21 protein-coding genes are annotated in these 25,090 nt (G+C 61.7%); 9 read left to right on the top strand and 12 right to left on the bottom strand.

Annotated elements, in window-relative coordinates:
• The first annotated feature begins 3 nt into the window (after positions 1 to 3).
• From nikB to FHL07_RS00530, 4 genes are read left to right on the top strand one after another with little or no spacing between them, the layout of a single operon-like run.
• On the top strand, positions 4 to 945 hold the full coding sequence (gene nikB / locus FHL07_RS00545; RefSeq protein ID WP_095000088.1) for a nickel ABC transporter permease subunit NikB: 942 nt from the start codon (positions 4 to 6) through the stop codon (positions 943 to 945).
• Positions 942 to 1,787: a nickel ABC transporter permease subunit NikC gene (gene nikC / locus FHL07_RS00540; RefSeq protein WP_095000087.1), complete on the top strand. Its 846-nt coding sequence runs from the start codon at positions 942 to 944 to the stop codon at positions 1,785 to 1,787. The genes nikB and nikC overlap by 4 nt, the downstream gene beginning before the upstream one ends.
• Positions 1,784 to 2,557 (top strand): ATP-binding cassette domain-containing protein, encoded by a 774-nt coding sequence (locus FHL07_RS00535; RefSeq protein WP_095000086.1) that lies wholly within the window; start codon positions 1,784 to 1,786, stop codon positions 2,555 to 2,557. The genes nikC and FHL07_RS00535 overlap by 4 nt, the downstream gene beginning before the upstream one ends.
• A complete protein-coding gene (locus FHL07_RS00530) occupies positions 2,554 to 3,339 on the top strand; it encodes an ATP-binding cassette domain-containing protein (RefSeq protein WP_095000085.1) in 786 nt (261 codons plus the stop codon). Before FHL07_RS00535 ends, FHL07_RS00530 begins: the two co-directional genes overlap by 4 nt.
• 137 nt (positions 3,340 to 3,476) lie before the next feature.
• On the opposite strand, the gene FHL07_RS00525 is transcribed toward FHL07_RS00530, so the two are convergent.
• Both FHL07_RS00525 and FHL07_RS00520 read right to left on the bottom strand, forming a co-directional pair.
• Positions 3,477 to 4,571 carry a polyamine ABC transporter substrate-binding protein gene (locus FHL07_RS00525; RefSeq protein WP_095038886.1) on the bottom strand — a complete coding sequence of 365 codons (1,095 nt, stop codon included), beginning with the start codon at positions 4,569 to 4,571 and terminating at the stop codon, positions 3,477 to 3,479.
• Entirely contained in the window at positions 4,568 to 5,392 is an 825-nt protein-coding gene (locus FHL07_RS00520; protein WP_138737934.1) for a carbon-nitrogen hydrolase family protein, read from the bottom strand. The genes FHL07_RS00525 and FHL07_RS00520 overlap by 4 nt, the downstream gene beginning before the upstream one ends.
• A gap of 93 nt (positions 5,393 to 5,485) precedes the next feature.
• On the opposite strand from FHL07_RS00520, the gene FHL07_RS00515 reads away from it, so the two are divergent.
• Both FHL07_RS00515 and FHL07_RS00510 read left to right on the top strand, forming a co-directional pair.
• Positions 5,486 to 6,268: a helix-turn-helix transcriptional regulator gene (locus tag FHL07_RS00515; protein WP_095000082.1), complete on the top strand. Its 783-nt coding sequence runs from the start codon at positions 5,486 to 5,488 to the stop codon at positions 6,266 to 6,268.
• Between the two features lie 103 nt (positions 6,269 to 6,371).
• The gene (locus FHL07_RS00510; protein ID WP_138737933.1) at positions 6,372 to 8,111 is read left to right on the top strand and encodes a dipeptidase; all 1,740 of its coding nucleotides are present in this window, start codon (positions 6,372 to 6,374) and stop codon (positions 8,109 to 8,111) included.
• A gap of 77 nt (positions 8,112 to 8,188) precedes the next feature.
• On the opposite strand, the gene FHL07_RS00505 is transcribed toward FHL07_RS00510, so the two are convergent.
• From FHL07_RS00505 to FHL07_RS00460, 10 genes are all read right to left on the bottom strand, one after another.
• Positions 8,189 to 9,289 carry a DmpA family aminopeptidase gene (locus FHL07_RS00505; RefSeq protein WP_095024615.1) on the bottom strand — a complete coding sequence of 367 codons (1,101 nt, stop codon included), beginning with the start codon at positions 9,287 to 9,289 and terminating at the stop codon, positions 8,189 to 8,191.
• Between the two features lie 88 nt (positions 9,290 to 9,377).
• The gene (locus FHL07_RS00500; protein ID WP_095000079.1) at positions 9,378 to 10,478 is read right to left on the bottom strand and encodes a polyamine ABC transporter substrate-binding protein; all 1,101 of its coding nucleotides are present in this window, start codon (positions 10,476 to 10,478) and stop codon (positions 9,378 to 9,380) included.
• Positions 10,479 to 10,747: 269 nt separating this feature from the next.
• Entirely contained in the window at positions 10,748 to 12,334 is a 1,587-nt protein-coding gene (locus FHL07_RS00495; protein WP_095019854.1) for a FadD3 family acyl-CoA ligase, read from the bottom strand.
• Between the two features lie 19 nt (positions 12,335 to 12,353).
• Positions 12,354 to 13,385, bottom strand: coding sequence for a ferredoxin--NADP reductase (locus FHL07_RS00490; protein WP_095018485.1), 1,032 nt, complete (start codon positions 13,383 to 13,385; stop codon positions 12,354 to 12,356).
• A gap of 1 nt (position 13,386) precedes the next feature.
• Positions 13,387 to 14,148: an SDR family oxidoreductase gene (locus FHL07_RS00485; protein ID WP_138737932.1), complete on the bottom strand. Its 762-nt coding sequence runs from the start codon at positions 14,146 to 14,148 to the stop codon at positions 13,387 to 13,389.
• Positions 14,145 to 15,866 (bottom strand): FAD-binding protein, encoded by a 1,722-nt coding sequence (locus tag FHL07_RS00480; RefSeq protein ID WP_138737931.1) that lies wholly within the window; start codon positions 15,864 to 15,866, stop codon positions 14,145 to 14,147. Before FHL07_RS00480 ends, FHL07_RS00485 begins: the two co-directional genes overlap by 4 nt.
• Positions 15,863 to 17,608 (bottom strand): FAD-binding protein, encoded by a 1,746-nt coding sequence (locus tag FHL07_RS00475; protein WP_138737930.1) that lies wholly within the window; start codon positions 17,606 to 17,608, stop codon positions 15,863 to 15,865. The genes FHL07_RS00480 and FHL07_RS00475 overlap by 4 nt, the downstream gene beginning before the upstream one ends.
• A 56-nt stretch (positions 17,609 to 17,664) precedes the next feature.
• A complete protein-coding gene (locus FHL07_RS00470; RefSeq protein ID WP_138737929.1) occupies positions 17,665 to 18,852 on the bottom strand; it encodes an acyl-CoA dehydrogenase family protein in 1,188 nt (395 codons plus the stop codon).
• A 235-nt stretch (positions 18,853 to 19,087) separates the two neighbouring features.
• Entirely contained in the window at positions 19,088 to 20,653 is a 1,566-nt protein-coding gene (locus tag FHL07_RS00465) for an amidase (protein ID WP_095019851.1), read from the bottom strand.
• 92 nt (positions 20,654 to 20,745) lie between these two features.
• The gene (locus FHL07_RS00460; protein ID WP_138737928.1) at positions 20,746 to 22,182 is read right to left on the bottom strand and encodes a coniferyl aldehyde dehydrogenase; all 1,437 of its coding nucleotides are present in this window, start codon (positions 22,180 to 22,182) and stop codon (positions 20,746 to 20,748) included.
• 173 nt (positions 22,183 to 22,355) lie between these two features.
• Here FHL07_RS00460 and FHL07_RS00455 point away from each other — a divergent pair, with 173 nt between their 5' ends.
• The 3 genes from FHL07_RS00455 (at position 22,356) to FHL07_RS00445 (ending at position 25,069) form a co-directional block, all read left to right on the top strand.
• A complete protein-coding gene (locus tag FHL07_RS00455) occupies positions 22,356 to 23,336 on the top strand; it encodes a flavin reductase family protein (protein ID WP_138737927.1) in 981 nt (326 codons plus the stop codon).
• Positions 23,337 to 23,366: 30 nt separating this feature from the next.
• On the top strand, positions 23,367 to 24,140 hold the full coding sequence (locus tag FHL07_RS00450) for a glucose 1-dehydrogenase (protein ID WP_095000069.1): 774 nt from the start codon (positions 23,367 to 23,369) through the stop codon (positions 24,138 to 24,140).
• Positions 24,141 to 24,277: 137 nt separating this feature from the next.
• Entirely contained in the window at positions 24,278 to 25,069 is a 792-nt protein-coding gene (locus tag FHL07_RS00445) for a fumarylacetoacetate hydrolase family protein (protein WP_138737926.1), read from the top strand.
• The last annotated feature ends 21 nt before the right edge of the window (positions 25,070 to 25,090 follow it).

The raw sequence follows: 25,090 nt of genomic DNA, 5'->3' as shown, positions 1-25,090 counted from the left end.
ACCATGCTGCGCTATATTATCCTGCGGCTTGTGCTGCTGATCCCGGTGCTGCTGGGGGTGTCACTGATCGTCTTTGTTTTACTGCACCTGGGCAATGGCGACCCGGCCCTGGACTACCTGCGCCTGTCGCAGATCCCTCCAACCGACGCTGCGCTGGCCGAGGCACGCCACGCACTGGGCCTGGACCGGCCACTGCCCGAACAGTACCTCACCTGGCTGTGGAACGCCGTGCACCTGGACTTCGGCACCTCCTATATCACCGGGCGCCCGGTGCTCGATGACATCCTCTATTACCTGCCCGCCACCCTTCAGCTGGGTGGTCTGGCGCTGCTTGCCACGCTGGTAATGAGCATTCCGCTGGGTCTGGCGGCGGCCCGCTGGAAAGGTCGCTGGCCCGACCAGGTGGTGCGTTTCATCACCTTTATCGGTGTTTCCATGCCCAATTTCTGGTTGGCTTTTTTGCTGATTGCATTGTTCTCGCTGTGGCTGGGCTGGCTGCCGCCGATGGGCCGTGGTGGTCCGCAGCATCTGCTGATGCCGGTGCTGGCGATTGCCCTGATGTCGATGTCGATCAACGCCCGCCTGCTGCGCGCCAGCCTGCTGGATGTGCGTGAGCATCGACACGTGTTTTATGCCCGGGCCCGTGGCCTGAACGAAAAGCGTGTATGGCGCGACCATATCCTGCGCAATGCCTGGATGCCGCTGGTGACCGCCACCGGCATGCACATTGGCGAGTTGCTCGGAGGTGCCCTGGTGATCGAAACCATCTTCGCCTGGCCCGGCGTTGGCCGCTTCGCGGTCAGCGCCGTGCTCAACCGTGACTTCCCGGTGATGCAATGCTTCACCCTGCTGCTGACCACACTGCTGGTGCTGTGCAATCTGGTGGTGGACATCTGCTACGCCTGGCTAGACCCGCGCACACGTTTCTCGGGGGTGATGGCATGAGCGCAATAGCGGCGGTCTATACCGGCAAAAAATACGCCGCGCGCATCGGCTACGGGCTGGTTGCCCTGCTGTTGCTGATGGCGCTGTTCGGCCCCTGGCTGGCACCCTACGACGCCACCCTGGTGAATCTGGACGAGCGCTTGCTGCCCGCCAGTACCAGCCATTGGCTGGGCACCGACCACCTGGGGCGCGACGTGCTCTCGCGCCTGATCGTCGGTACGCAACTGTCCCTGGGCAGCGTGGTGCTGGTGCTGGGTCTGGTACTGGTGCTGGGCGTGGTGATTGGCGGTATCGCCGGGATAGTCGGCGGCAAGCTCGACATGTTCCTGATGCGCCTGTGCGACATGTTCCTGACCTTCCCGACCCTGGTGCTGGCGTTTTTCCTGATCGCCTTGCTGGGTACCGGCCTGACCAACGTGATCATCGCCATCGCGCTGTCCCACTGGGCCTGGTATGCGCGGATGGTTCGCGGCATGGTGCTGGCCCAGCGTAACCGGGATTATGTGCTGGCTTCACGACTGGCCGGTGCCTCGCGCCTGACCAGGCTGCGCCAGCATGTAATGCCCAACGTCGTGGGGCAACTGCTGGTGCTGGCGTCGATGGACATTGGCCACATGATGCTGCACGTCTCGGGCTTGTCCTTTCTGGGTCTGGGCGTCAGCCCGCCAACCCCCGAGTGGGGCGTGATGATCAACGATGCCAAGGAGTTTATCTGGACCCAGCCGCAGTTGCTGCTGTGGCCGGGCCTGATGATCTTTATCTCGGTGATGGCCTTCAACCTGCTGGGCGACGCCTTGCGCGACCGCCTTGACCCCAGCGTACTGGCGGAGATCAAGGAATGAAACACACATTGGTGATTCGCGACCTGACCCTCAAACACCGGCAACGCACCCTGGTCGACCGGGCCGAACTGACCCTCAGGGCCGGCCAGGTGCATGCGCTGGTCGGTGCCAGCGGTTCAGGAAAATCGCTAACCAGCCTGGGCATCCTCGACTTGTTGCCTCCTGGCGTACACAGCAGCGGCGCCACCCTGTTGCTGGATGGCCAGGTGGTGGATGCTGCGCAATTACGTGGGCGCGAAGTGGCATTGGTGCTGCAGAACCCGCGCAGCGCCTTCAACCCGGTACGCTCACTGCGCCAGCATGCCCTTGAAACCCTCCAGACCCGCGACCTGCACGGTGCCGAGGCCGAGCAGCTGATTCAGAGCACCTTGCAGGAAGTGGGCCTGCACGATGCTCAACGGGTGCTCGATTCATTTGCCTTTCAACTGAGCGGCGGCATGCTGCAACGGATGATGATCGCCCTGGCCCTGCTCGCCGACAGCCGTTTTTTGCTGGCTGACGAACCTACCAGCGATCTGGATGTTGTGGCGCAGGCACGTTTTCTCGACCTGCTGGAACGGCTGGTAGCGCAGCGCAACCTTGGCGTGCTGCTGATCACCCATGACATGGGCGTGGTGGCGCGCTGCGCCGATCAGGTCAGCGTCATGGCCCACGGCCGTATTGTCGAACAGGCCGATGTTCACCGGCTGTTCAATTCACCGCAAAGCCAGGAAGCACGCACGCTGCTGGCAGCACACCACTCATTGACAATGGAGAGCTGCGCGCCATGAGTTTTATTCAGGTACGCGACCTTGAGCACGGTTACAGCGCTGGCGGGCTGTTCAGCAAACGGCATCGGGTACAGGTGCTGAGCGGCTTGAATCTGGACCTGCACGAAGGTCAAAGCCTTGGCCTGCTGGGAGGTAGCGGCAGCGGTAAAAGCACCCTGGCGCGCCTGCTGATGGGGCTGGAAAGCGCCGACCAGGGCAGCATTGTGTTCAAGGGTCAGCCTCCGTTTTTACAGCGTGTGCAGATGGTCTTTCAGGATGCCCTCAGCGCTTTCAACCCCCAGCGCAGCATTGGCTGGAGCATTGCCGAGCCTTTGCGCCATCTTTCAGACATGGACGCCTCGGCGTGCAGGGCCCGGGTTGAGCAATTGCTCCAGCAAGTCCAGCTTGAGGCCCGTGACATCGACAAGCTCCCGGCACAACTGAGCGGCGGGCAACTGCAGCGCGCCGGTATTGCCCGGGCCATGGCGATCGGCCCGCAGCTGATTATCCTCGACGAAGCCCTGTCCAACCTTGACCGGGTGCTGCAAGTGCAGATTCTGGATTTGCTCGCACAGGTACGGCGCGAGTCGGGCACCGGTTTTTTGCTGATCACCCATGACCTGAGCCTGGTGCAGCGTTTTTGCCAACGGGTGGTAGTACTGGCAGACGGCAAGCTGGTGGAAGACCTGCCGGTCACGGCGCAGATGCGCTTTACTCACCCGGCTGCGCGAACCTTGCAGGAGGCGGTGTTGCCGGCGATGCCCAGGGCCAGAAGCGTTCGTGAGCCGCAGTTGCAGGCCTGAAACGGCTAACACCCACAAACCGTAGCAGTTGCCTCGTTCCTTCGACAGCGGCTACAGGAAACTGCAACTGTGGGAGCGAGCAGGCTCGCTCCCACAATAGGGCTTGACCTGTAACAGAGTATCGACAAAGGTTGGCTTCACGTTCCGCTTTTAACCTTGCTCCACACCCGCGTGCGCACCCGTTCAAGCTTGAGCGGCAACGGCTCCAGCGGGAACAAAGTGGCCATGACTTTCTCGTCAGGGTAGATATCCGGGTTATCGCGCAACGACGGGTCCATCAGTGGCCTGGCGTCCTGGTTCGCATTGGGATATTTGAGGTAGGCCGAAGTCCGGGCTATCACCTGCGGGCGCAGCATGTAGTCGATAAAGGCCAGCCCCTGCTGCGGGTTGGGCGCGTCGTTGAGCAACACCATGCTCTCAACCCAGATCGGCGCCCCTTCACGGGGGATGCTGTAGCGGATGTTGCGCCCATTGCCGGCCACCTGCGAGGCGGTTTTGGCGTCTTGCACCCCGCCTGCCCAACCCAGCACCACGCAGACGTTGCCATTGGCCAGGTCGGTAATGAATTTCGACGAGTCAAAATAGCGGATATAAGGACGTAACGTCAGCAGCAACGCTTCGGCCTTGGCATAGTCCCGGGGGTCGCTGCTGTTGTATGGCAAGCCGAGGTAGTGCAACGCAATTGGAATGATTTCACCGGGGGCATCGAGCATGGCTACACCGCACTGGCTCAATTTGCTCAGGTTCTCGGGCTTGAAGATCAGGTCCCAGGAATCCACCGGCGCATCCGGCCCAAGTATCGCCCTGACCTTGTCGACGTCATAACCCACCCCGGTAGTGCCCCACAAATACGGCACGGCATAACGATTGCCGGGGTCATTGCTCTGCATCTTGGCAAGGATGGCCGGGTCCAGGTGTGCGAGGTTGGGCAACTGCCCCCGATCGAGTTCCTTGAGCACCCCGGCCTTGATCAGGTTGGGTAGCAGGTCACCGGTGGCCACAACCACGTCATACCCGCTGCGACCGGCCATCAGCTTGCTTTGCATCACATCGCTGTTGTCGAACACGTCGTACATCGAGGCTGTGCCGGTTTCGGCCTGGAAGTTTTTCATCGTGTCCGGAGCGATAAAGTCGTACCAGTTGTAGATATTCACCTGAGGTTCGGCGGCGTGAACCAGGCTGCAACCCAATAGCGCAGCCAGGGCAAGTCCCGTCGTGTTTTTAGTCTTCATTGGCTGGCTCCGATCAACAGTTCGCGACGCCCGTCCGAGTGCTCAATCTGTTCACCCGACAGCAGCAAGCGACGATCCTTGAGGTAGTCGTAGTCTCGCCGGGCAGCCTTGGGCTGATCCAGATCCAGCGCTACAACATGGCGAATCTCATCGCGCCCGGCCTCGAGCAACACCCGCCCGAACGGATCGACCGCCATGCTGCCACCCGCGAACACCAGCCCGTCATCCCCGCTACCGACGCGATTGACCATCACCGCAAACGCCTGGTTCTCCTGGGCACGGGCCATGATCGAGGTACGATGCACCGGGCCGTAGGGGTCCATATTGCCGTTGGTGACAATGATCAGTTCAGCCCCCAGTTGCGCCAGTGCTCGGCCGGTTTCCGGCAGTTCAATGTCATAACAGATCAGCAGGCCAACCCGCACGCCCTGCCAGAGCACGGTGGTAAAACGGTCGCCGGGGGTAAAGTCGCCGCGTTCACTTGGCCACAAATGGGTCTTGCGGTACTGCAAGGCGATCCCCTCGGGCGTGACCAGTACCGAGGTGTTATAGAAGGTGCCGTGATGATTTTCCGCCAGCCCCACCACCACACTGACTCCACGTTCACGTACGGCCTGCAATACCGCACCCAGGGTCGGGCCGGTCAATGGCTCCGCCACCTGCGCCAGTTGCTGGCCGCCGACAAAGCCGGTCAGGTGGGTCTCCGGGAATACCAGCAGCGCAGTATCGTCAGCGCAGCTGGCGATGGCGCTCAATGTACGCGACAGGTTATAAGCGGTGTCGCCGTCACGGCCTGCCAGTTGCACCAGTTCAATGTTCATCTCGGATCCTTGCAGGGTGGGATGAGCCGAGTATGGTGCGCAGCACCGCGCCAATAAATGACTTCGATGGGGTAACACCCGGTGGGTAGTGAGATGAATCTGACCTTGCAGGATGTGGCCTGGCATGACGCGATGGGCCGCGTGATCGAAACCCTGGACCGGCCCAATTTCTGGACTGCGCTGGTACGTTTGCTGGGCCGCTATGTACCCGTGGACAACTGGGTGGTGCTGATCTACAGCGCCGGCAAGCCACAGGTTCTGGCCGAGTCCCCCGGTGCAGACGGTGGCATGGATTCGCTGTTCCAGGACTACCTCAAGGGGCTTTACCTGCTGGACCCGTTTTATATCGCCAACCGTGAAGCACCGCAAAGCGGCTTGTTCCGCCTGCAGGACGTGGCCCCCGAATGCTTTGAACAGACCGACTACTACCAGCGTTATTTCCGCCTGAATATCGTTACCGACGAGGTGCATATCAATGTGCAACTCGACAATCAACGCACCCTGAGCCTGTCACTGGGCAGCCAGTGCCGTTTCAGCCTGGAACAGAGTGCATTGCTGGGGTTGGTGCAGCCGTGGGTGGCCGCCTTGATGCGCCAGCGCCTGGTTTTTGAGCGCGACCCCAAGGAGGCACCGGAGCTCACGCCCAACTGGCAAAGCCGCCTTGAAGCGGCTGCCGAGCAGTTGACCTCGCCGTTGACCGCACGCGAAATGGAAGTCGCCCTGTTGCTGCTAAGTGGTTGTTCGAACAAGGAAATCGCCCGAAAACTGGCAATTTCTGCGGAGACCGTCAAGGTCCATCGCAAGCACATGTACGGCAAGTTGGGAATCAAGTCACAGTCCGAACTGTTCTCGCTGTTTTTGCAGGCGCAAGAATAAAAAGCGCTTAACGTGGCAGCGCCTCGCAGTGTAAGTTTGGAAATGTTTTGTTTCACTTACTTCATGTTTTCATCCAACGACCTGTACAGGAACGCCCTGCAAAATGGACTTTTCACTTAAACAACTGGCCGCTGCAACCCTGATGATGGCCAGCCTCGCTGCGTTCAGCACTGCAGCCCACGCCACCATCACCCCGCAACAGAGTGCTGTCATCCTCAAGACGTTCAGCGACACCCATGTCACTGACTTCCGTCAGTTTCTGGGGGCGTTGGCCAAGAGTGAGCTGGCGCAAAAAGATAATCTCGGCCCGACCATCAGCGCCTTTCTCGACAACAAGGCACTGGCCCCCGAGCAACAGAACGAGATCTATCGCCTGCTGGGCCTGTATACCCGGCTCAAATACGGCAAGGCGGCTACCGACACCCTGCGTGAACTGGTGGCCATCCCCACCGTCAACCTGGACGACGTGCCCCAGTACGAGAACCCGCAATTTCTCAAGATCGCCGACAAGATCAAGGATCTGGCCAAGGCCTTTAACCTGAACTTTCGCAATATCGACAACCGTGTCTATGAAGTCTCCCTCGAAGGCAGTGGCGATGAAGTGGTCGGTATTCATGCCCACGCCGACGTAGTGCCGGTAACCCCGGAAAACTGGGTACTCAAGGACGGCACCCAACTCGACCCGTTCAAGGTCACACTGATCGGTGACCGTATGTACGGGCGCGGTACGGAGGATGACAAAAACGGCATCGTGGTGGCGATGTACGCCATGAAAGTCATCAAGGAAGAACAACTGCCACTGGCCAGGAACTTCAAGTTGCTGATCGACACCACCGAAGAAACCAGCGGTGATGCCATTCCTTATTACTTCGAACACAACCCGGTGCCCAACTACAACCTGGCGCTGGATGGCGGCTACCCGGTGGTGATTGCCGAAAAAGGCTACGGCACCGTTATGGCCACCTTTGCCCGGCGCAAGGGCGAAGGCCAGGGCGCCGAAATCGTCTCGCTGACCGGCGGCATGGCGACCAACCAGATCCCGTCGACGTCGGTAGCAACCCTGGTGACCGACAAACCCGCCGAGCTGGCGGCCAGCCTGAACAAGGCCGGTGCAGAATATGCCAAACGCAATGGCGGTGATTTCGAGGTCAATGCCAAGGTGGTTGGCAAGGATGTCGTGCTGACCGTAACCGGGGTTTCTGCCCACTCCTCAGAGCCCGAGTCGGGGGTCAACCCGGTGGCACGGATGCTCGACTTTATCAGTAGCGTCGACGGCCCTATCGCCCTCAAGCACAACCATATTACCGACGCAGCGCACTATGCTGCCGACAACTGGGGCCTGGACTACAAGGGCGGCAAGCTGGGGGTCGGTTTTGCCGATGACTTTATGGGGCCGCTGACCACCTCACTGACCTTTGTGGGGCTGGACGACAAAGCGCTCAAGCTGGCGGTCAACCTGCGCGTGCCCAAGGGCAAGTCGCCGGAGGCGCTGAAAGCGCAGATTGCCGAGAAGCTGACAGTCTGGAGCAAGAGTCAGCAGGTACCGGTGAGTTTCGAGTACTCGATTGCCGAGCCGATGTACCGTAACCCCGAGGGTGAGTGGGTCAAGGCGCTGTTGGCGGTAGCCAGCGAAAACCTGGGCATGGAGCACACGTACGGTACTTCGGCGGGTGCAACCTCGGTGCATGAACTGCCTAATGGCGTGCAATTCGGCTTGGCCATGCCGGATGTGAAATACACCGGGCATACCGATAACGAATTCAAGACCGTGGAGCAGTTCATGCTGGACCTGCAGATCGTCACCGAGATGATGGCCCGGGTGGGGCAGTTGCCGAAACTGTAAGGGCAAATCCCCGTAGCAGCTGCCGAGGAACGCAGCCTCGTTCCTACGGCAGCTGCTACGCAAGGTTGAGGCAGCCCTCAGGAGGCTTTCCAGCCCACCTGCTGCAACGCTGCCAGCAACCGTTCGGGCTTGAGCGCCAGAACGGTATTGCCACATCCGCTCAGGTCATCCGCACCGAGCATGGCATTGAGTATCGCCTCCTCTACCGCATCCGCAGCCGCCACAAACAGCGCCGAGATGTAATCGTTGTTGACCATCTGCAATGCCGTGGTCGGCTCCCCCGGATGGCCGAAGTTGGCCGCCGGCAAATTGCTGTTGCCCACCGCAAAGGCAATAAAAATATCGCCGCTGGAGTCTTCAGTGCCGCCGCCCACTCGCGCCAGCCCGACACTGGCACGCTGCGCCAGACGGGTACACTGGTGTGGCAACAGCGGCGCATCGGTAGCGATGGTTATCACGATCGAACCCATGCCCGGCACGCCCACATTTTTCTCGCTCTTAAACGGGGACGGTACGTCATCCAGCACGGTACCCACCGGGTAACCCCCCACCCGCAAGGCTTCGCGCACACCATAGTTGGCTTGCACCAGCGCACCGACGGTCCAGCCCCCCTGCTCCGGGCTCAATACTCGCGAGGAAGTGCCAATGCCACCCTTGAACTCGTGACAGATCATCCCTGTGCCACCGCCCACATTGCCCTCCTGCACAGGGCCTGTCCTGGCATCCTGCAGGGCAAGTTGCACATGCTCGGCCGTGACATGCTGGCCCCAGATATCGTTCAGCGTGCCGTCGTAGGTTTCCAGCACCACCGGCATGCACCAGTAGGTGTGCTGCTTGCCCAGCTCACGCTCGGCTGCCACCAGCGCATCGCGCACCACGCCAACACTGTGGGTATTGGTATAGGCAATCGGCGAAGTCAGCAAACCGGCTTCGCGAATCCACTCCAGCCCCGTGGCGTCGCCGTTGCCATTGAGCACATGCACGCCGGCGAAGCAGGGTTGCAGGTGGGTGGCTCCCGCACGCGGCTCAATCACGGTGACACCGGAATGGATGGAAACATCGCCGTTTTCAACGTTGAGGGTGTGATGACCCACTCGCACACCCGGTACGTCGGTGATGGCGTTGTACGCCCCCGGGGTGCCCGAACCGATGGTGATGCCAAGCTCACGGATACGCATGGTGCTTTCTCGTCGTTCGATTAAGTGCAGCCAGTGTAAGAACCTGGCCGGCACTTGACGATAACCCCCATGCACTACCTCCGAGGGGTTACTTGTCCGACTTGATGCTGGTCCACACCCGGGTGCGCACGCGCTCCATTTTTTGCGGCAACGGTTGCACCACATACAGCGACTTGAGCGCCTCGCTGGTCGGGGTCAGGTTGGGGTTACCGGTGATGTCCTTGTTGATCAGTGCCAGCGAGTCCTTGTTGGCATTGGGGTAACCCAGAAAATCACTGATCCCGGCAATGACCTTGGGCTCCAGCAGGTGGTTGAGAAATTCGTGGGCCTCTTCGACATTTTTTGCACTTTTAGGGATGGCGAAGGTGTCAAACCAGATCGGCGCGCCCTCCTTGGGCAAGCGCCAGTCCACCACCACGCCGTTGCCCGACTCTTTGGCGCGGTTGCCAAACTGGTAGAAGCTGCCGGAATAACCAATGGCCACGCAGATGTCACCATTGGCGATATCCGTCATGTACTTGGCCGAGTTGAAGTAGGTCACATAGGGGCGGACCTTGAGCATCAGCGCCTTGGCTTTTTCATAGTCGGCGGGGTTCTGGCTGTTGGGGTCCAGCCCTAGATAGTGCAGGGCCAAGGGCAGGATTTCCGAAGGTGAATCGAGCATCGCCACGCCGCAGGATTTGAGTTTGGCCATGTTTTCGGGTTTGAACACCAGGTCCCAGCTGTCCACCGGCGCATCCTCACCCAGCGCGGCCTTGACCTTGGCCGGGTTGAAACCGATCAGCACCGTGCCGTACATGTAGGGCACGGCGTACTGATTGCCAGGGTCATTGGTGTCCAGCAGTTTGAGCAGCGCCGGATCCTGGTGCTGCCAGTTGGGCAGCTTGCTCTTGTCCAGTTTCTGGAACACCCCGGCCTTGATCTGGGTATCGAGGAACTGGTTGGACGGCACCACCAGGTCATAGCCCGAGTTGCCGGTGAGGAGTTTGGCTTCCAGGGCTTCGTTGGTGTCGAAGGAGTCCCAGGTGACCTTGATGCCGGTCTGTCTGGCGAAGTCCTTGGGCACGGACGGCAGGATATAGTCCGCCCAGTTATACACCCGCAGCTCGCGCTGTTCGGCCTGTACGGCACTGGCCAGCAGCGTCAGCCCACAAACAGTGGCGCTCATCAAGCGTTTCAGAGTGTCCATGGCTCAGTTCCCCGGATTCGGCGTGAGATCGATCGTTGTTATGTTCTGTACACGGCAGCGGCCTGCAAAAGGCCAAGGGCAAGGACGAAGTGGTTTGTTGTTATTGAGTGACGGGGTTGATTCTTGCCGAGAGCCCGGCGCGATCACAGAGGGAGGCAGGCCAAAAGGGGACAGTTATGGCCATTGTCGATGTCCGGTTCTATGTCCGGAAAAGCCCCCCTCACCCCGGCCCTGGAGGCCAGAGTGAGGGCGAGCGCACAGGTGGCCCGTTACATGAATCCCGCCCGCAACTCATTCTTCGCCACCTTGTTCGACGCATTCACCGGCAGCGCGTCATGGAAGCGCACCACACGCGGTACCTTGTAATTGGCCATATGTTCACGCGCCCACTGGATCAATCCTGCCTCATCCAGTTGCACACCATGACGCAACACCACGCACGCACACCCTACCTCGCCCATACGCGCGTCGGGTATACCGATTACCGCCACCTGGGCAATGCCCGGATGCTCCATCAGACCGGCTTCTATCTCAGCCGGGTAACAGTTGAAACCACCGACGATAAACATGTCTTTAAGCCGGTCGGTGATGCGCAGATTGCCCGCGGCATCCTGCTGGCCTATATCCCCGGTGTGCAACCAGCCTTCACTGTCGATGGTTTCAGCGGTGGCCTGCGGGTCTTCAAAGTAGCCCTGCATCACATGAAAACCGCGCAGGCAGATCTCCCCCGTGCTGCCCGCCGGTAAAGCCCGGTTTTGCGGGTCACGGATGCTCACCTCGGTGCCCGGAATCGCCCGGCCACTGGTGCTGGCGATGATCGTCGCCGAGTCAGCAGGGTCGCAAATAGTGGCCAAGCCGCCGCATTCGGTCAGGCCATAGGCCGTGGTCACCACCGCAAACCCCAGTTCGCTGCGCATGCGCTCGATCAGGATCGGCGGCACCGTCGCCGCGCCGGTCACGGCAATGCGCAGGCTCGACAGGTCGGTTTCCGCCAGCTTGGGATGGGCCAGCATCGACAGGTACAGGGTCGGCGGCCCCGGCAACACGGTGATGCGCTCTGCGGCAATGCGCTGGAACACCGCTTCGGCGTCGAACACCGGGTGCGGCAGGATGGTCGCCCCCGCCAGCAGGCAGGTCAGCCACCCCGCCTTGTAGCCAAAGGCATGAAAAAACGGGTTGATCACCAGATAACGGTCACCGGCCTGTAAACCGATCACCGACACGTATTCGCTAAAGGCCCGAATCGTTTGACCATGGGCGCTCATCACGCCCTTGGGCTTGCCGGTGGTACCGGAGGTAAACAGCAGGTCGCTGAGGTCATCGCTATTCACGCTGGCTGCACGCAACAGCGCGGCAGACTCGCTGGTGGCCGCGCCAATGGCCACAAAACCGTCCCAGTCCAGGCCGGCGGAACTGGCCGCCGTGGTTTCGCCCAGCAACACCAGGCACTTGAGGCTGGCCGGTCGATAGGGCGCGAGCAAAGCCAGGTAATCGGTGCCCAGAAAACTCGGCTGCACAAACAGCAGACGGCTGCCGCTGCGCAGCAAGATATCGGCCGCTTCAGGGCCTTTCATCCGGGTGTTGATCGGCACCATGACCGCCCCCGCGCAATGAATGCCCAGCGCGGCAATGATCCAGTCCCGGCCGTTGGGTGCCCAGATCGCTACCCGGTCGCCCTTGCCAATGCCCTGAGCCATCAGACTGCGGGTGACGCCCAGGGCCAGGCGCGGCAGTTCGCTGTAGTCGATGCATTGGCCATGTTCTTCAATGGCCGTGCGCCCGGCATGCTGCACCGAGGCGTTGAACAGCAGTTGCGGGATCGAGCGCGGCAGGCTCTGTTGCAGGCTGGAAGTCATCGGTCACTCGTCTGGCAGGTTATTCGGGAAAGCACACGCGCAGCTGTTCGCTGCTGGGCACCGATTGGCACGCCAGCACCCAGCCGTCATTGAGTTCTTGTGGGTCCAGGGCATCATTGCGCAGCATTTCGACACTGCCGCGCTCAACCGTACACATGCAGGTTGCGCAGGAACCCACCAGGCAGGAGCTGGGCGGTTTCAGGCCGGCGCGATGCATGGCATTGAGCAGGGTTTCGCCTTCTGCACAGGGCACTTCGTACTCCTCCCCGTCCAGGCGCACCGACAGCTGGCTGCCGATCACATCGGTGTTGACCGGTGCCGGAGCGGCCACACTGCCCTCTTCCGGCAGCGAGACAAAACGCTCGACGTGGATGTGCCCGTGCTCCATGCCGATGTCGTGCAAGGCGCTGACGGCCGCATCCATAAACGGGCCGGGGCCACAGATATAAGCCTGGGCATGCACAAAAGGCTGTGCCATCTGCGCCAGTTGTGCCACCGCCGGTATGCCCTGGACCGAGTCCAGCCAGTGGATCACTTGCAATCGTTGCGGGTGGGCGCTGGCCAGGGCTTTAAGCTCGGCGGCAAAGATCACCGACGCTTCATCGCGATTGGCGTAAATCAGCAGGATCCGGCCCGTGCCGGCAATCAGCGCCGATCGCAGGATCGACAGCACCGGTGTGACCCCGCTACCACCGCCAAACAGCACAAAGTCATTGTCAAAATGCCGCGGTACAAATACCCCGGCCGGCGCCAGCACTTCCAGCTGGTCGCCCTCACGCAACTGCTCACACAGCCAGTTGGAGGCACGACCGTCACGTACTTGCTTGATGGTGACGCGCAGGGGCTCGTCCTCCAGCGGGGTGCTGGAGAGCGAATAACAGCGCGGCAACCAGCCGCCTTCAAAGGGCACGCGCAGGGTCAGAAACTGCCCTGACTTATAGGTGAACTGCTCACGCAAGGCCGCAGGGACATCGAACACCAGGGAACGGGAGTCCGCGGTTTCAGTCACAATTTGCGCTACGCGCAGGGAGAAATACGCCGGTTGGCTCATATCAGATACTCATCACAAACTGGCCGCTGTCGATCCGCAGCTCGATACCACTGATGGCGCGGGACTCGTCACTGGCCAAAAACAGCACGCTGGTGGCGACATCTTCGGGCAGGCACATGCGTCCCATGGGGTCGGCATCGATGGTCAGGCTCCACGGGTCGAGCCCGTCGGGCAGGCCCGCGGTGGTCATCGGTGTGAGGATGCCGTCAGGGTGCAGGGAATTGCAGCGAATGCGGTATTTGCGCCGGCGGCACAACACCGCCACGGTACGCGACAGGGCAGCGACGGCGCCTTTGGAGGCGCTGTAGGCAACGTAATCATCGCGTCCGGCCACCGCCGCAATCGAAGACATGTTGATAATGGAGCCGCCCTCGCTTTCTTTCATCAGGCTTATGGCGGCGCGACAACCCAGGAAGACACTGTCGGAGTTGATGCGCTGCACCCGTTGCCAATCACTATAGGCGGTATTTTCAATATCGCCCTTGAGCAGGATCCCGGCGTTGTTGAACAGGATATCCAGCCGCCCGTGGTGCTCGCGAATGGTGTCGATCACCCGCGTCCAATCTGCTTCGCTGCCCGCGTCATGCTCAATAAACAATGCTTGCGCACCGATCTCTTCAGCCAGGGCCAGGCCACCCGCCACATCGATATCGCTGATCACCACACGGGCACCTTCACGGGCGAGCAGCAGCGACGTTGCCCTGCCCACGCCACTGGCCCCACCGGTAATCAACGCCACCTTGCCTGCAACACGTGCGCTCATAAGGTCACCCTTGCACTGTCTGTGGGAGCGAGCCTGCTCGCGATTGTTGTGCCAGGCTCGTTCCTGCCTGAGGCGGCAAGGCCGGCACGCCGCCCCGAAAACACGCAGTCGGCCAGGGACAAGCCACTGATATACAGGTGCGACGCCACGCCAATAGCGGTGCGCCCGGCGCTGAACAGGCCGGCAATCGGCTGGCCATCGGTATCGAGTACAGCGCCGTTGCTTTCATCAACTTTAAGCCCGCCCAGGGTCAGCGCCCCCAGCGGAAAGATCGGGTTACCGACGCTGATATCGCAAGCGTAAAACGGCCCCTTATCCAACACCTGGCGGCTGCCTTCAGACTTGCCGAAAGCATCCGGCCCATCGCCCCGGGCACCGGCGTTGTAAGCGCGCAGGGCACCACTCAGCTCCCCCGCCTGCATGCCGCAAACGCTGGCCAACCGGTCCGGGTTGTCACCCTTGCGCACCTTGAGCAGCATCAAGGCCAGTGCCGGCAGGCTCTGGAACCACCAATAGCCACCGAACAGCGCCTGACGGATTGCCTGTTTGCGCAAACGCGCATCCAGCACCAGCCACGCCTGCCCGCCCTGCTCATCGCACAGCGGCTGGCCAAGGGTGGCGCCGTAGACCTCTTCGTTGCAAAAACGCTGGCCATTGCTGTTGACCACAATGCCCTTGGGCCAGCAGTGCGGCGGGTTGATAAAGCGCCAGGCCGACACCCGGCTCAACCGCTCGCTTCGGGCCCCCACCGACTGCCCCAGCAGCAGACCGCTGCCATCGCAACCGGTAGCGCCCACCTTGAAATTGCGCCTGAAGTTGGGCGCATGATCGCGAATCAGCCCGCGGTTGAAGATAAAGCCCCCGGTGCTGAGGATAACCGCACGGCGCGCCCGGATCAGCAACGGCTGGCCATGGTCACGCTCCAACTGGCTGACTTTGAGGCGCAGGCGGTCGCAGTAACCGGGGGCGAAGTTTTGCAGGCGCTCGGCCCGTGCCGCCAGGCGTGCATGCAAGCGCGCTTCGCGGCTGCCCTCGGGCAGGCAGCAGAACTCGGCACCCACTACCCGCCCGCTGGCATCCACCACCAGCCGACGTGCCGCCGATTGCAACAACGGCTGCACCCCGGCCCGCAGACACGCGGCTTTGAGATGTCCATACAGCACCGCGCCACACTGGCCCTTGCCCACCGTACGATGACCGCGGGGGGCCGGTGGCCGGGTGCCGGCATGGGAAGGCACCAGCTCATTGCCCGAGTAATACAAAAAATGGCCATCGGACGGGTATGAGGTCTTCCCTCCCGGCGGCACGCTATGGGCATAACGCGCGCCGTGGCTTTCAAGCCAGTCAAGATTGCTGACACTGTCATCGCAGAATTTTTGCAGGGTTGCGTCGCTGACCACGCCCTGGGTTTCGTGCTTGAGGTAGTCAAACATCGCTTGGGTGCTGTCGGTGAAACCTGCGGCCTGTTGATGCCGGGTGCCGCCACCGGCGTAAACCACACCACCGCTTTTGGCACTGGCGCCACCGCCGGTAAAGCGGTCCGCCACAATCACCCTGGCGCCATTGCTGCTGGCCTCCAGTGCGGCGCAGGCACCCGCCGCCCCCCAACCGATGACCAGCACGTCACAGGTATCATGCCAGTCCCCTGCACTCAGGCGCTCGGCCTGCAAGGGCGCGAGAATTTTGCTGTTGCTGGACGTATGCTGTGCTCGGCTCATGACAGTGCCCGCACCTTGCTGCTGGCCGTAGCCGGCACGCTGCTGGCGATATGATTGGCGGCGATATAACCAAAGGTCATGGCCGGGCCCAGGGTGCCACCGGCGCCCGGGTAGCTGGTGCCCATCACCGATGCCGAGCAGTTGCCGATCGCATACAGGCCAGGGATCGGCTGGCCGTCCTCACGCACCACCTGGGCATGCTGGTTGGTCAGTAACCCGCCCTTGGTACCGATATCACCGGCATCCAGGCGCATGGCGTAGTACGGCCCCTTGCGCAACGGCGCCAGGCACGGGTTGGGTTTGATATTACTGTCGCCGTAGTAGCGGTCGAAGACGTTGCCGCCGCGATCGAAGTCCAGGTCGACACCCGTTTGGGCGTAGCCGTTGACCTTCTGCACGGTGCTGTCCAGCCCCTGCGCATCCACGCCGATCTGCATGGCCAGGGCTTCAAGGCTGTCGGCCTTCCAGTACACGGTGTTGAGCCATTCCTTGCGCAGCCGGCTGTCGGGCATCACCTGGGCCGGCATCAACGGGCCCATGGCGTAGTGGAAGCGAAAGTGCCCGTCGAAGATCACCCACGAAGGCACTGATCGGCCATCAGTCTTGCGATTGTCCTGGTACATGGCGTCGACGAATTCCAGGTACGGCGCCGCTTCATTGACGAAGCGCTGACCCAGGCTGTTGACCACAATAGCCCCCGGGAACGCCCGTTCGGCAAACACCCCGCGGGGTTTTTCTTCGCCGGGTACGGCAATGGTCGGTGCCCACCAGGCCCAGTCCATCAGCGCAGTGGCCGCGCCAATGTGCATGCCGGCCTCAAGCGCTGCCCCGGTATTGTTGCCCGGTGGCGTGGCGCTCCAGCTGGCACGGGTCGGCTGCGGCAGGAACTTCTCACGCAGGGCCTGGTTCTGTTCGAAACCGCCGGAGCCGAAAATCACGGCGCGACGGGCCTTGAGTTCAAGCACCTTGCCGCCGGTGGCGACCTTGATGCCGCACACCCGGTCACCGTCGAGCACCACATCCTGAAAGTCGGTGTTGAGCCACAGCGGCACGTTGCGGTCCATCAGCGAACGACGCAACGACGCCACCAGCGAACTGCCCAACGCAGCGCGGCGGTCGTACTTGCTTTTGCGCCGCCATTTGAAGTCGAGCTTGTAGCGCGCCATCAACTTGAAGATCAGCCATTGCCAGCCAAAGCTGCGCGCCATGGCCTTGTGCGCGTCGCGGGCCGTCCAGGCAATGCGCCCCATCAACAGGGTGGAGGGTGAAGGCTTGCGCAGGTTGGGCAGTTCTTCGGCCAGCAGGCTGGTGTCGAACAGCTCCGGGTCCAGGGTGCGACCACCCGGCAAGGCGCCGGGCAGTTGCGGGTAGTAATCGGGGTATTTGTCGGCCACCGCATAACGCACGTGGCTGTTGGCAGTGAGCTTTTTGATCATCGGCGCGGCGTGATCCAGATACGCCTTCAGGCGCACCGGGTCGCCATGCTCGCCGGTGGCCGCCTTGAGGTACTGCATCGACAGCTCGGGGCTGTCCTGCCCGCCGAGCGCGGCAAAGTAGTGGTTGTTGGGGATCCAGATACCGCCACCGGAAATCGCCGAAGTGCCACCGTATTTATCGCTTTTTTCGACAATCAGGACCGACAGGCCCTGATCAGCCGCAAACAGGGCTGAGGTCATGGCGCCGGCGCCGGAGCCGACAACAATTACGTCATAGCTGGACTGAGACTGATCGTGAGCCGTCATTATTGTTATGCCTTGCGCTGAGGTCAGAGGTGTTTTGCCGGATGTAGATCAGCCGATCACACAAACGGATCCGCGTTGGGCAGGCCCAATTGCACCAGGCCGTAACTGCGCCGGTAAGCCGCCTCGTTATTGGCGATATGCCCGCGAGCCTGATGCAGGTCACGGAATAAGCGCGCCACCGGGTTGGTGTTGTACAAGCCCGATGCGGCCATGCAGCGCAGCAGGTCACTGACCCGGTCGGCGCACACATTGGTTACATGGGAGGACTGGTAGCGATACAGCAGGCGGGTTTCCACATCCGGGTATTCCCCGGCGGCGGCCAGCGCCATCAGGTTGGCGTAGTTGCGCATCAGCACCAGTTTGAGCGAGTCGACGGTGATGATGGCTTCGGCCACGGCAGCCTGGGCGGCCGGGTCTTCGGCGGTTTTGGCGCCATGCTTGCCGATGTGCTTGGCCGCGTTGTCCCGGAACTCGTTGATCGCGCCTTGCAGGGCGCCGAGGGCCGAGGTAGAGACGGCACGGGCAAACACCTGGGCAAACGGGATGGCGTACATCGGGTTGGTGTTGACCAGCCGCCCCGGTGTGGCTTCGATGCCGTAATTGTTGGTGCGCTGTACTCGATGGGCCGGCACAAAAGCGTCTTCAACGACGATATCGTGGCTGCCGCTGCCGCGCAGGCCCAGCACGTCCCAGTTCTGCTCGATACGGTAGTCGCTGGCCGGGATCAGGAAGGTGCCGTGTTCGGTAGGGCCGGTTTCATCTTGCGGCACGATACCGCCAAGCAGACACCACTGCGCATGCTGGCTGCCACTGGAGAAGCCCCAGCGCCCGCTGACCTGATAGCCGCCCTTGACCGGCGTGACCTTGGCCACGGGCATATAGGTCGAGGCCACCAGCATCGAGCTGTCCTCGCCCCACACATCACGCTGCGCCTCTACCGGGTAACGCGCCAGTTGCCACGGATGCACACCCACTACGCCATAAACCCAGGCGGTGGACATGCAGCCTTCCGCCAGGGTCATCTGGATTTCAAAAAAGGTGCGCAAGTCGATTTCATGGCCGCCCCACTTTTTCGGTTGCAGGGCACGAAACAGCCCGGCTTCCTGCATTTCGCGAACGGTTTCGTCAGGTAGCTTGCAGTCCTTGTCCGCCTGGGCTGAGCGGCTTTTAAGCGCAGGTATCAAATTGCGCGCGCGTTGCAGCAGCTCAAGCTCAATCGGACTTTTCTCTCGTATCTGATCCATCCGTGTGTTCTCCGTCAGTCTCTCGCTGCGCGAATGCGCGGGCGGTGTGTGACGAATAATCCCGCCAGCGGGGTTGTGGATCATCGTCAAAGCGGACTAGTCGGGATATCGGGATATCGGGATATCGGGTGAAGGCTGGCCCTCACCCCAACCCTCTGCCAAGGGCAGAGGGAGCTAGCCGCAAGGTAAACGCCAATCAATCCCCTCTACCTGAGGGAGAGGGTCAGGGCGCTTTTTAAACCACCGGCAACTTCGCAAAAGGCCGATCCTGCTCGATCTGCGCGCCCAAACGCAGCAACACGTCTTCACCGCCCAATGGCGCGGTGAACATCATGCCGATGGGCAGGCCGTTGTCGCTCATGCCCACCGGCAACGACAGCGCCGGCTGCCCGCTGACGTTGGCCAGCACGGTAAAGGCCGCGCTGCCCATGGCGTTGTGGGCATAGCTGTCCCACGGCTGGTTGAGGCTCAGCAGGCCCAGGTCCGGGGTAATGTTGGCCGTTACCGGCGACAGGATCACGTCGTACTTCTGGAACTGCTCTTCCATATAACCGCCAATACTTTCGAACGACTGCCGCGCCCGGTACAGACCCTCTCCAGTGACTTTTTGGGCATTGCCCAGTACCACCTGGGTGATGCGTTCATAGTCATCGGCCGTGGCGCTACGCCCCAGCACTTGCTCGCGATCGTGCACCATGGTCAGCAAGGCATCGCCAACCACCGAGCCGTGGGCTCCGAACAACTGCCGTGGGTCGATGCTCAGGCGCAATTCTTCAACTTCATGGCCCTGGGCGGCCAGGCGTTTGGCAGTGTCGTCCAGCACCCTGACCACCGCCGGGTCCAGCGGCGAGCCGGTCAACGAGTCACGCACCACACCGATACGCAGACGGCCCGGTGCAGTGCGCAGCTCTTCAACGTAAGGACGTACCAGCGGTTTTGCCCAATACGGGCTGCCCGCCTCATGTCCCTGCCCCACGTCCATAAACAGCGCCATATCGCGCATATTGCGCGACACCACGTTGCCCACGCTGGCACCGAACCAACCCTCGTACTTGCCCGGGCCGCTTGGTGTGCGGTAACGCGTCGGCTTGAGCCCGACCAGCCCGCAATAAGACGCCGGAATGCGGATCGAGCCGCCGCCGTCGGTGGCATGGGCCACCGGCACAATACCTGCGGCAACCGCCGAAGCAGCTCCGCCGGACGAGCCGCCGGCGCTTTTGGCCAGGTTCCAGGGGTTGCGGGTCTGGCCCCACAGCAGGGATTCGGTGGTGGTGGTCAGGCCGAATTCCGGGCAGGTGGTCTTGCCAAACGGCACGGCCCCGGCTGCCTGATAGCGGTCAATCAGGGTACTGGTGTGGGGCGCTGGTGGCGCGTCCTTGTACAACCTGCTGCCATTGGTGGTGCGGGTACCTTGCAGGTAGGTGTTGAGGTCCTTGATCAGGATCGGCACCCCGGCCAGTGCGCCGGCATTCGCAGTCCCGCTGGCACTGCGGGCCTTGAGCAGTGCCTGGGCGTAGTCGTCATGGCGCATATTGACGGCATTGACCTTGGGGTTGACGGCATCACAGCGGGCCATGGCCGCTGCCAGCAGAGCGTGCGGGCTGAGTTCGCCCTTTTGTACGGCGCGGGCCATGTCGGTGGCATCCATTGCCAGGTACTCGGCGGGCGAAATGGCGGTGCCTTCAGCGGCATTGGCAAAACGCCCCAGCAGCCCGGCACCCACGGCCAGGGCGCCCGCTTTGAGGACGTGGCGACGGGGCCAGCCAGTGGATTGTTCAGGTGTTTCGGCAGGGTTTTGCAAGGTCTATCTCCAGAGCAAATCTTGTTTTTATTTAAAGAGCAACGCCCCTTGTGGGAGCGAGCCTGCTCGCTCCCACAAGGGCATTTCGGGTTTCAGTCGGCGGTGACCATCGCCTGCATGGCGGGTAAAAAGTGCTCGCCATAAGGCGGCAATAGGCCCCACTCGCGGCGCGGGTCGTAAGCCGCAGCCTTGTACACGGTGCGCATATGGCTGAACTCCAGGAAGCCTTCGCGGCCGTGGTAATGGCCCATGCCCGAGGCGCCAATACCGCCAAAAGGCGAATCGTGCAAAGCCGCATGCATCATCACGTCGTTGATGCTTACCCCACCGGAAATCGTGTTTTGCAGCACATGACGCTGCTCTTCTTCACTTTGCCCGAAGTAGTACAGCGCCAGCGGGCGCTCGCGTGAATGGATATCGGCCAGCGCACGGTCAAGCTGCTCATAGGGCAACAGCACCAGTGCCGGACCGAAAATTTCTTCTTGCAGGATCAGGCTGTCGCGGGGCGGATTGATCACCACCTGCAACGGGCGCCTGCGTGTGAGCGCGTCAACCTCAAGAGCCCGAGGGAAGCGCTCGACACGCGCGCCACGCTGGAGGGCGTCCTGCACATAGCCTTCGATACGCTGCAGATGCCGGTCGTTGACCACCGCAACCACGTCAGGATTGGCGTCGGTGGCGGGCAGCAGCTCACTGTAGGCCGCGCCCAGCAGGCCAAGGAAATCTTCCATCTGTTCGCGGGGCACATACACCACGTCCGGGTTGATGCAGATTTGCCCGCCGTTATTGGCCTTGGCCACGGCAATGCTGAAGGCCGCCTTGGCCAGATCGGCGCTGCGGGAAATAATCACTGGCGACTTGCCGCCCAGCTCCAGGGTCAACGGCACCAGGTGTTGCGCCGCATTGCGCATCACCGAGCGCGCCACCGCAGTGCTGCCGGTAAACACCAGATGGTCGAAGGCTTGCGCAGTAAACACTTGCGCCAGTTCGGCGTCGCCGGTGACCACGGCGATTTCCAGCGGATCGAACAGCTCGGCAAAAGCCCCGGCAAGCACATCGGCGGTACGCGGCACCACTTCAGAGGGCTTGAGAATCGCCCGGTTACCCGCCGCCAGCACGCAGGCCAAGGGGCTGAGCAAGGTGAACAGCGGCGCATTCCAGGTGCCGAGAATGCCGATACTGCCCTTGGGCTGGTGCATCACCCAGGCCTTGGCGCCCAACTGGTCATAGGGCGCAAACACCTGGCGCGGCTCGTCTGCAACCCAGTGCTCGAGATGGTCGCGGGCGTATTTGAGCGAGGCCAGGGAACCCAGCACGTCATTCATCAACGAAAAGCCCTGGGGCCTGCCGCCAAAGTCGGCATCCATGGCCTCGACCAGCGGCTGCTGGAAGCGCACCAGCAACTCGATCACCCGCTGGATGCGCTCCCGACGCAGCTCGGCACTGACGTGGCCTGCGCCGACAAAGGCTTTTTTCTGCGCCGCCAACAGGCTGGTCAGCTGTTCTGGAGCAGTGCTGCTCAACGTCATGGATAAGTCCTCTGATACACCGGTTCGATCAACCGACGCTAGCGAACTGCGCCCCGCAATGCCTCGTCCGATCGGACGATAATCGGCCATATCCGTTAGTCCATTAAGACGATGTAGCCCCCGCAAGCCAGGGGAATACTGCCAGCACGAAAATTCAATCCATGAGGTTCGTCATGGCAGTGCAAAGCAGTTTTGACCCGCAGGCATTCCGTACCGCGCTGGGCACCTTCACCACTGGGGTGACGATCATCACCACCCAGGCCGAAGATGGCTCGCCCATTGGCATTACGGCCAACAGTTTCAATTCGGTATCGCTCAACCCGCCGCTGGTGCTGTGGAGTCTGGCCAAGTCCGCCCGCAGCCTGCCGGTATTCAGTGCCGGTTCGCACTGGAACGTGCATGTGCTGTCGACAGAGCAGGAGCCGCTGTCCGGACGCCTTGCCATGCAGGGCGAGAACAAGTTTGCCGAAATCGAACTCGATAACGGCATCAGCCCCGCGCCGCTGTTGCAGGACTGCACCGCGAGGTTTCAGTGCCGCACGGCTTTTCAGTATGAAGGCGGCGACCATGTGATATTCGTCGGGGAAGTACTCGCCTTCGATCACAGTGACCGTGCACCGCTGGCCTTTCAAAGTGGCCAATATGCCCTGGCAACCCGCAAGCCGCGCAGCGAGCTGCGCCTGGCAACCACCCCGCCACCGCCGGAATGCAGTTACACCGAAGACCTGCTCGGTTACTTGCTGGGCCGCGCCCATTATCAGCTGCTCGACGCCCTGCATCGCCTGCTGAGCAACCAGCAGCTGGACGAACATGCCTTTTTTATCCTGTCAGTGCTGTGTATTCGCGACAACCTGACCCTGGATGAAATCAATCACTTCGTCAGCTATACCGGGCATGTGGTAAGCGTGGCAAGCATGCGCTTTCTTGAAAAGCAGAACCTGGTCGCCCTCGAAGGCAGCCAGCAGGCGCCACGCTATGTGCTGACCGCCACCGGCCGCGAGGCCTCGCTGCAACAGGTGGCGCTGGCCAAGGCGGTGGAAGAGAACGTGTCGGCCCGTCTCGCTCCCGGTGATGCCCAGGCGCTCAAGGTGCTGCTCAAGCGCCTGATTGCCGCCAGTGATCCCGGCTTGCCCGACCTGTGGGCGCCCCGCTAGCTTTCTACCTAAAAAGGAAAAGGACTTTTTATGAATATTATTCAGCGCTTCAACCTGACCGGCAGCGTGGCGGTGATCACCGGCGGCGGCCGCGGCATCGGGCGCGGTATCGCCCTGGCCTATGCTGAAGCAGGCGCCGACGTGGTTCTGGCTGCCCGCACCCTGGCCGACGTTGAAGCCGTAGCCGAAGAAGTACGCAGCCTCGGCCGTCGGGCCCTGGCCCTGAGCTGCGACGTCAATGACAGCGAACAGCGCAGCGCTCTGGTCACCCAGGCCCGCGAGCAGATGGGCCGCATCACCCACCTGGTAAACAATGCTGGCGGCGCCGGGCCCAACGACCCGTTGACCCTGAGCGTGGAGCGTTTTGAAGAAATCATGCGCTTCAACGTGTCTTCGGCCTATCACCTTAGCCAGCTGTGCGTGCCGCATATGCGCGAAGCCGGCAGCGGCAACATCATCAATATCACCTCGGGCGCGGCGCGTTATGCGCAAACCCAATTCAGCGCCTACGGCACCGCCAAGGCCGCGCTGAGCCATATGACCCGCCTGCTGGCCCAGGACTTTGCGCCGCAGGTACGGGTCAACGGCATTGCTCCCGGCCCGGTACTGACTGCCGCCCTCAATGGCGTGCTGCCGGTGGCCATGCGCGACGGCATGATCAAGGCCACGCCGCTGCAAAGCCTGGGCGAAGTTGAAGATATCGCGGCTGCAGCGCTGTACCTGGCCAGCCCGGCTTCACGCTGGGTCACCGGCAAGATCCTGGAAGTAGACGGCGGCGCCGAATCGAGCGTCTGGCCGGGTTGAGCCACCTGACACAAAAACTGTGGGAGCGGGCTTGCTCGCGATGGAATCAACGCGGTCTGCCTGAAACATTGCAGCGCCTGAATCGCGGGCAAGCCCGCTCCCACTAGGAGTTTTCTGGCGTTTTAGAGAGCGTATTTATGGACACACTGTTGATTGAAGCCCTGGGCGACGAGTTGTTTCACGCCCTGCTGGAGCGGCGCAGCCTTGAGCCATTGACCGCCCGTTACCCGGATTTGACCCTGGACACGGCCTACCGCATTTCCCTGCGTTTCTTGCAACGCCGCCAGGCGCTGGGCGAGCAGGTGGTCGGCAAAAAAATTGGCGTTACCAGCCGTGCCGTGCAGGACATGCTTGATGTGCACCAGCCCGATTTCGGCTTCTTGACCGACCGCATGCAAGTCGCCGACAACAGCGATGTGAGCTTTGCCGCCCACCACCTGGTGCAGCCACGGGCTGAAGGCGAAATCGCCTTTATCCTCGGCGAAGACCTGCACGGCCCCGGCATCACCGCCGAAGACGTAATGGCAGCCAGCCAATGGGTGGTGCCGTGTTTCGAAATTGTCGACTCGCGCATTGCCGACTGGAAAATCCGCATTCAGGACACCGTGGCCGACAACGCTTCCTGCGGTGTGTTCGCCCTGGGCGAACAGCGCATCAACCCGCGCGAGCTGGATCTGGCCAAGGTCGAGTTGCACTTGCTGAAAAACGGCCAGCCCGCCGGTCATGGTTTTGGCTCGGCGGTACAGGGCCACCCCTGCGAGGCCGTGGCCTGGCTGGCCAATACCCTGGGCAAGTTCGACATCCCGTTTCGCAAGGGCGAAATCATCCTTTCCGGCGCACTGGCGCCGCTGGTTCCGGTACAACCCGGCGATGAGGTCAGCCTGACTCTCAGCGGCCTGGGCTCTGCCAACCTGCGCTTTGTGCCCTAACCCCCCTTCGAGACCTTAGCC

It is taken from the genome of Pseudomonas sp. FSL W7-0098, from assembly GCF_005930585.1.
Taxonomy (GTDB): Bacteria; Pseudomonadota; Gammaproteobacteria; order Pseudomonadales; family Pseudomonadaceae; genus Aquipseudomonas; species Aquipseudomonas bubulae.
This window is presented reverse-complemented; position numbering and strand designations above follow the sequence as displayed.

Coding starts and splice junctions, on each gene's coding strand:
- FHL07_RS00525 (WP_095038886.1), bottom strand. CDS start 4,571: ATGAAGACTAAAAACACGACGGGACTTGCCCTGGCTGCGCTATTGGGT.
- FHL07_RS00490 (WP_095018485.1), bottom strand. CDS start 13,385: ATGAGCCAACCGGCGTATTTCTCCCTGCGCGTAGCGCAAATTGTGACT.
- FHL07_RS00470 (WP_138737929.1), bottom strand. CDS start 18,852: ATGGATCAGATACGAGAGAAAAGTCCGATTGAGCTTGAGCTGCTGCAA.
- FHL07_RS00445 (WP_138737926.1), top strand. CDS start 24,278: ATGGACACACTGTTGATTGAAGCCCTGGGCGACGAGTTGTTTCACGCC.
- FHL07_RS00505 (WP_095024615.1), bottom strand. CDS start 9,289: ATGCGTATCCGTGAGCTTGGCATCACCATCGGTTCGGGCACCCCGGGG.
- FHL07_RS00500 (WP_095000079.1), bottom strand. CDS start 10,478: ATGGACACTCTGAAACGCTTGATGAGCGCCACTGTTTGTGGGCTGACG.
- nikB (WP_095000088.1), top strand. CDS start 4: ATGCTGCGCTATATTATCCTGCGGCTTGTGCTGCTGATCCCGGTGCTG.
- FHL07_RS00520 (WP_138737934.1), bottom strand. CDS start 5,392: ATGAACATTGAACTGGTGCAACTGGCAGGCCGTGACGGCGACACCGCT.
- FHL07_RS00475 (WP_138737930.1), bottom strand. CDS start 17,608: ATGACGGCTCACGATCAGTCTCAGTCCAGCTATGACGTAATTGTTGTC.
- FHL07_RS00455 (WP_138737927.1), top strand. CDS start 22,356: ATGGCAGTGCAAAGCAGTTTTGACCCGCAGGCATTCCGTACCGCGCTG.
- FHL07_RS00510 (WP_138737933.1), top strand. CDS start 6,372: ATGGACTTTTCACTTAAACAACTGGCCGCTGCAACCCTGATGATGGCC.
- FHL07_RS00515 (WP_095000082.1), top strand. CDS start 5,486: ATGAATCTGACCTTGCAGGATGTGGCCTGGCATGACGCGATGGGCCGC.
- nikC (WP_095000087.1), top strand. CDS start 942: ATGAGCGCAATAGCGGCGGTCTATACCGGCAAAAAATACGCCGCGCGC.
- FHL07_RS00530 (WP_095000085.1), top strand. CDS start 2,554: ATGAGTTTTATTCAGGTACGCGACCTTGAGCACGGTTACAGCGCTGGC.
- FHL07_RS00460 (WP_138737928.1), bottom strand. CDS start 22,182: ATGACGTTGAGCAGCACTGCTCCAGAACAGCTGACCAGCCTGTTGGCG.
- FHL07_RS00485 (WP_138737932.1), bottom strand. CDS start 14,148: ATGAGCGCACGTGTTGCAGGCAAGGTGGCGTTGATTACCGGTGGGGCC.
- FHL07_RS00450 (WP_095000069.1), top strand. CDS start 23,367: ATGAATATTATTCAGCGCTTCAACCTGACCGGCAGCGTGGCGGTGATC.
- FHL07_RS00495 (WP_095019854.1), bottom strand. CDS start 12,334: ATGACTTCCAGCCTGCAACAGAGCCTGCCGCGCTCGATCCCGCAACTG.
- FHL07_RS00480 (WP_138737931.1), bottom strand. CDS start 15,866: ATGAGCCGAGCACAGCATACGTCCAGCAACAGCAAAATTCTCGCGCCC.
- FHL07_RS00535 (WP_095000086.1), top strand. CDS start 1,784: ATGAAACACACATTGGTGATTCGCGACCTGACCCTCAAACACCGGCAA.